Source organism: Methyloglobulus sp. (assembly GCF_046714055.1).
Classification (GTDB): domain Bacteria; phylum Pseudomonadota; class Gammaproteobacteria; order Methylococcales; family Methylomonadaceae; genus Methyloglobulus.
Genome location: NZ_JBKKBJ010000043.1, coordinates 1 through 6,319 on the forward strand (window position 1 = coordinate 1; position 6,319 = coordinate 6,319).

The following is a 6,319-nucleotide window of genomic DNA, read 5'->3' on the forward strand; positions in this document are numbered from 1 at the left end:
TCTTGATCACAACTCAGCGAGTCCCGACTTGCTGAGTTGGTAGCCCTGAAGCCGTTCTTGTAATCGGAACCAACCCTGCCAAATCGTGTCCCAACCGACACGCCCAGTGCGTTTGGTGTCGGTAAACCCGCCCAGTTTTGCTATCGCATAAAACGCCCAGTGTGCAGGTGGCGCTGTTTTGGGCAAGGGCTTATTGCGTTCAGTCGAAACCCACAGGACTTTCCATTCGTCTTCGGTCAATACCTTCTCGCTGGTTGTTTCAGTCGCATCCAGCAGCTCCCTCAGTTGCAATAGCCGCACAGCCAGGAATGCGGTGATCACCAGCATCCGTTCCAAGTTCCCGATACTTTGGAAGCGTTGCCGCTCCACGCCAATGCCGCTTTTCCAAACTTTGTGGTAGCCTTCAATGCGCCGACGCAATTCGTAATAGCGCACCACTTGCAAGGCGGCTTGGGCATCGCCTATGGCTTCTGTGGTCAACAATACCCAATGCAACGGCCCCGATAAAGGGGGTGCATCGACCTCTTCTGCCAGGATGACGTTAATCCGCAAGCTTTCCTCCGCCACCGACGAGCCCTCCGGCGCCAAGAAATCGAGTGTTGCACTGCGTAACAACACGTTCGCAGCACGTGCCTTGCGTCCGCCCCGTTGCGGTGTCGCCACGGTATAACCACACAAGGCGGTTGCACCACGCTGTAGCGTGCCAAAGGGCTTGGCTTCGCTGCCTTTAAGCCTCCGATTGGCCTGTGCTCGAACGACAAAGCGTTGGCTGTTCCGGTGCTTGTGCCACAGGTAGCCGTAAATGTCCGATTCGCGGTCGCACACGGAAATAGTGCGTTGCATCGTCGACCCAAGGCATTGGGCTGTGTCTGTCGACGCGCGTTCCCATTTATAGCTCTCCCGGTCTTGGTAGGCACGCTGCTTGCGGGTATGGTTCTTGCCATAGCTCGCCGGGCCACGGCACCAGTGCCGCTGCGCTATTAAGCCAACGGTGCGTCCGCTCTGGGCATCCAGCAATAACACCGAATGCACCAGGAAGCCATTCCGCTTGGCCGCCTGCTTGCCGCCCGTCAGCCCCAACCCGGCCGCCACCGTACGCGGATAACTGACGCTGGTGGTGTCTTCAACCGCCAAGGGCAGTTCCGGGGTTTGTGCCAGTCCTGCGACACGCGCGAAGCCGCTTGCCCGAATCGCCACTGGCTTAACCGCTCCGTTGCGCATCAGCCGGTGGCTTCCCAATAAGGCGGCTTGATCCCCGTCACAACTCTTCGCCAGCGAACTGCCTACCTGCTTCGCCATCCTCGCCGCTACCTCAACTAACCGCGCCGTCCTTCTGGCATCCCCTAGCTCGCTTCCGCCAAAGAGTTGTTGTGACCACCCTAGTTCGTCTATTGGAATCATGCTTGCTACAAACCCTATATTTATTTATGGGGTTATAGTTTATTTCTCAAGTAAAATGTGATCAAGAGCCAGGGAGGGAAGGCATCCAGACGGCATGGATGCCTTCCCTCCCTGGCTCCTGGATTCCGGCGACCTCCATGGATGGAGGGAGGCGACAATGGCTCCCGGCCATTCGCCGCACTTCCTCCTTCCCTGGAGGTCGGAAGTGCGGAAGAGGATATGGAATCCTCGCCGGAATGACGATGCTTCTTTTGGCACTTAAACCTAACCCTATGTTTTTGTGAATTTGGTTTCGGCAATAAAATGTCAACAGAACCTAGTAATCGTCACCGCCATAAACAATCCGGTAAATCTTGTCAAAAAATTGACGCTTGCTCCCACACAACTGATCCACCCAGTCCATTTTTGAAGTTAAGACAAAAATCGTCAGTTATTGATGTTTTTTTGATGCGCTAGGCCGGTTCTTCAAAACCCATCTTATCCAGCGTAAAAACATAACCTTATGATTTATATATTTTTAATAGTATTTAATCATGGTTTATCAAAGTTGGCATCATAAATGCTTTATTCATTGTAAGCGAAATTGCTTTCGTGTTGTACCTCCTCGTAGTAGACCTGCTTTCTAGTGAAAGCGTAGCGCATTACCTCTCCCCCTCGGTTAAGTGATGCGCTTTTTTTTGTCTTTTTACTTGCCACAAGCAGAACATTCCCAAAGATGCTTGCCACGTATATCCTAGAAACCATTTCCAGGCACAACATTTGAAAAATAAGATAGATCAGCAATGATATCGGAAAGTACCAGATTCAAGTCCTGATTCATAAGTCCTTTTCTTTATCCCTAAGTCAATAATACCGCTTAGGGAATTGGGACAAATATTGTCACTTACTGATAGTTTTAGGTACTCGTTGTTTACCAAGAAATATCATTCCAACGATGTATTAAAGCTATAACTATCTGTTTATAAATTAATAAACAGAAATATTTAGTAAAATATAGAAATTGGCATCATAAATGCTTTATTTTATACGTATACGCAAGTTTACATGTGTTAACTCCTCGTAGTAAAAGCTGCTTTTTTGTTAAAGCACTGGCGCATTATTCCCCTCTCCTGGTTGATAATGCGCTTTTTTTTGCCCATAAACTTGCCAGGCAAGTCCAGCATGGTGAGTTATATCATCGCGAATGATGCATAAGCAAAGCGTCAACCACCATATTGAAACCAGCATTCGACGGATGACGCAAGCTTATCCGTCCTACCGCGCTTAGGTCAGTCCGAGCGACCGAAGGAGCGATATGATCGCCGTGTTAGCCTCAAGCATTTTGAATTATTTTGTTTACAAGGAGAAGAATCTGCTTGGTTGGCAATGCGTTGGAGTTGATTTTTTTGCCATGATAAAATTCGCGCATTTTTTTTGCTTTCATAAATTCATCATAATCATCGACGTTCAGAAATATCCACAAAAATACTGAAAGATACGCATATTTTTGTCCCACTGAGGTAATTTCTCGCCCTCTCTTGGGGTCGGAAAATAACTTGGTAACTCGTTCCCTATAAGCATCTGGTAGACCTTTTTCAGGAAATTCTTTAATTCCTTGACTTTTAAAAGTTTCAGTAACAAATACTTCGAGTGCTGCCCATGCCAACAAGAACGATTTTATTTTGTCGGGTTCCTGCATCACTTCATACAGCAATCTTGAGACACTTTCACCTTGAGATTTGTATGTTGGTAATTTGTTGACGATACTTTTGAATGACTTTTCTAGTGAAATTTTAGTGCTAGTGCTTAAACTCCCCCAACTACTAACTTGCGAGTCTATTAGACAATTCCCTTCAGCTGTTACGGCATACTTGCACGTGTCGACGTGAGTTAGCTTTACTAGGTTTTGAGTGGACGTGAGCATTGCCGCTATTAGCGGAATAAACGGCATCTCATAATCTGCAATACAAACGTCCAAATCGGCTTGTGCCATTGAAAAACAGTTATATGTGTGAATTTGTCCTTCGAGCATTTGCAGCCATTTACAGCTATTTGAGTAGTCGATGGCTTTAGACGTCAGCGTCACTAAGAATGGCGCATCGGCTTTTTTTTCGACCTTCCATTTTTCTATGTCTTCGCAATATATGTCGTTTGCCAGCTTCATGCATATATCATTAACATTGTTGCCAATGCCGAAAGTGGTGTATGGACTCAGTTGGTCGATAAGAACACTATCATCAGAGGCAAAGTTGACACCTCTGATGCAATATACTTTTAGGCAATAGAACTTACATTTAATGAGAAACGGCGGGTTATTTTCCTCGTATCCCATAGCTTTAATTCCGTTATCAGTCAGCATTAATAATGCATTTCTCCAAAGGGCTAACTATAATTAGACACCAATAAAGGACTTACAATTTATTGGGGCAGGTTGTTATTTTCATAATCAATGCAATAATCTAATTAAAATCAACGACTAAAGCGATAATATTACAACTATTTTGACTGTTTGAACACTGTTAAACACACTTGGACAATCCCAGCCACCAAAATTGATTATCAAGTTATTTCGCAGTACGCGTTATATCGTATAGCAGGCTTTCACTACGTTACATCAAATCCAAACTTTCCAGCCATATGACACACGATGCCTTATCCCACCTTCTCCACATCAAACACCGTTCCCCGAATGCCGGTCACCTTGACTTTGGTGTGGATGTCGCAGTCTTCGCCGTGGACTTTCCAGAGGGTATCGTCCACTTTTATCTTGCCTTGGCCGTTTTCTATGGGTGTGTACAAGGAAAAGACCCGTCCGATGTATTGCGCCCCGCGCTTATTCAACAAGGGTTGGTCTGATTCGACCGGGTATTTTTTGCCGTATAGCCGCCAAGCGGTGACTGCGAGCACTGAAAAAACTGAAAAAATAAATACCTGGATATTTAGGCTCAACGCTGGAAACAACCAGACGATCAAGCCTGTGATTAATCCGGAAACCGCCAGCCACATGAAGAAAAAACCGGGGGTAAGCATTTCCAAAATAAGGAATAGAAAAGCCAGCACCCACCAGTACCAGAACACGAATTCCATCTGAGCCATCGTTTACCCCTTTTTAGCCATGGCTTCTTTTGCCAGTTCGGTGATGCCACCCAGCGCACCAATAATGTTACTGGCTTCCAAAGGCATAAAAATAATTTTGCTATTGCCCGCTGAAGCAATATCTTTTAAAGACTCGATGTATTTTTGCGCCACAAAATAATTGACCGCCTGAATATTGCCTTTGGCAATGGCTTCTGAAACCATCATCGTCGCTTTGGCTTCTGCTTGCGCCAGCCGCTCACGGGCATCGGCATCCCGGTAGGCGGCTTCCTTACGGCCTTCGGCTTCCAGAATGGTTGCCTGCTGTGCGCCTTCTGCACGGAGTATTTCTGACTGCCTGAGTCCTTCCGCTTCCAGGATGGAGGCGCGTTTCAGGCGCTCCGCCTTCATTTGCCGTCCCATCGCTTCGACCAGATCTTTGGGCGGTGAAATATCCTTGATTTCAATCCGGGTGACTTTAATGCCCCAGGGCGAGGTTGCATCATCCACAACATGAAGCAGCCGTGCATTGATGTCATCACGTCGGGACAGCAGTTCATCCAAATCCATAGAACCCATGACGGTACGGATATTGGTCATGGTCAGGTTCAAGATAGCGGCATCGAGATTCCTGACCTCGTAGGCGGCTTTGGGTGTGTCGATGACCTGGTAGAACACCACACCGTCAACGGTGACCATGGCATTGTCTTTGGTGATGATTTCCTGGGACGGCACATTCATGACTTGTTCCATCATGACCATTCTGGCGCCGATCCGGTCAATGACCGGCATGATGATGTTCAAACCTGGCGTTAAGGTCTTGGTATACCGCCCAAAACGCTCAACGGTAAATTCCATGCCCTGATTGACCGATTTGACGCTCATAATCACAAGCACAACCGCGAAGACCAGTAATGTTAAAAAAACTACACCCGCACTCATAATTCCTCCTGATGATTTACCCTAAAAACTCCGCTAAGCAGATGCTTAACCTTATATTGTTCTATTTGACATTTATTGATGTGATTTTAGCAGTCATCCGAGATAATGATCGGGCTTTTCCAGTTTCCTTCCAATAATTTTATGTTATGTTGCAAAACAAGGTGCAGCTACAGGATAATGCGCTACGCGTTATAAATGTTTATCAGGATAAAAAATGTTCCAACACACCTTGTTACTACATGCAATGAATCTAGGGATTTTGGCATTGCTGTTTTTTATCATCGGGATGATCAAGCCGCAATGGGCTTTGTTCTTTATGGAAAAACCCAGCCGGTGGCTGGTTACTGCCATCACGACTGTTTTGGTTATGATTGTCATGACCATGTATGGCGAAGGCAACAGGCAGGCGAAAATAGCTGCAAAACACAAGAGACCCGCCGCCGCAAGCGCTGCACCCGTGCCGGTACAAATCCCCGAACCTGTACCTGTGCCGATACCCGAAGTGCCCAAGAAAAATAGCGGCTCCCCCAAATAAGCTAACGACTTTTACTAAGGCGGTACGAAATGAATCGCCAGCCAGATAGTATTTGACTCTGGCTGCGTCCATTCAACCCTGTGACGGGTATGGGCTGGGATGAACACATAGTCGCCCACTCCCATATTGATTTTACAGCCGTCTTCATAACCCAAGACGGCCTTACCTTCTAGCAACAACACCCACTCATCACTAGCCTCGTCGCACCACTGCCCGGCAGGGGTACAATGACCTTGTGAAACAATCCGTTCTATTTTGAAGGTTTCCCGGGCTAGCAAGTTTTCGGACAGTTCTTCAGGTATTATGTCTGGTATGTTTTTAAAGATATTGTCTTTGGCAGGTTTCATAGGGTTGGGTAAGCATAAAATGCCGATTTCATCATACCAT

Annotated in this window: 6 protein-coding genes; 1 reads left to right on the plus strand and 5 read right to left on the minus strand. The window is 46.7% G+C overall.

Annotation, left to right across the window (positions count from 1 at the left end):
- Positions 1-6 precede the first annotated feature (6 nt).
- From ACLQ6D_RS02600 to ACLQ6D_RS02615, 4 genes are all read right to left on the minus strand, one after another.
- The gene (locus ACLQ6D_RS02600) at positions 7-1,401 is read right to left on the minus strand and encodes an IS4 family transposase (RefSeq protein ID WP_411725702.1); all 1,395 of its coding nucleotides are present in this window, start codon (positions 1,399-1,401) and stop codon (positions 7-9) included.
- 1,312 nt (positions 1,402-2,713) lie between these two features.
- Entirely contained in the window at positions 2,714-3,739 is a 1,026-nt protein-coding gene (locus ACLQ6D_RS02605; RefSeq protein WP_411725703.1) for a hypothetical protein, read from the minus strand.
- 293 nt (positions 3,740-4,032) lie between these two features.
- Positions 4,033-4,476 (minus strand): NfeD family protein, encoded by a 444-nt coding sequence (locus tag ACLQ6D_RS02610; protein WP_411725704.1) that lies wholly within the window; start codon positions 4,474-4,476, stop codon positions 4,033-4,035.
- Positions 4,477-4,479: 3 nt separating this feature from the next.
- Entirely contained in the window at positions 4,480-5,397 is a 918-nt protein-coding gene (locus ACLQ6D_RS02615) for an SPFH domain-containing protein (RefSeq protein WP_411725705.1), read from the minus strand.
- Positions 5,398-5,611: 214 nt separating this feature from the next.
- Between ACLQ6D_RS02615 and ACLQ6D_RS02620 the strand changes: the two genes are divergently transcribed.
- Positions 5,612-5,932, plus strand: a complete 321-nt coding sequence (locus ACLQ6D_RS02620) for a hypothetical protein (protein WP_411725706.1) — start codon at positions 5,612-5,614, stop codon at positions 5,930-5,932.
- Between the two features lie 14 nt (positions 5,933-5,946).
- On the opposite strand, the gene ACLQ6D_RS02625 is transcribed toward ACLQ6D_RS02620, so the two are convergent.
- Positions 5,947-6,319 (minus strand): cupin domain-containing protein (locus tag ACLQ6D_RS02625; RefSeq protein ID WP_411725707.1); only part of this gene is annotated, 373 nt, incomplete at its 5' end.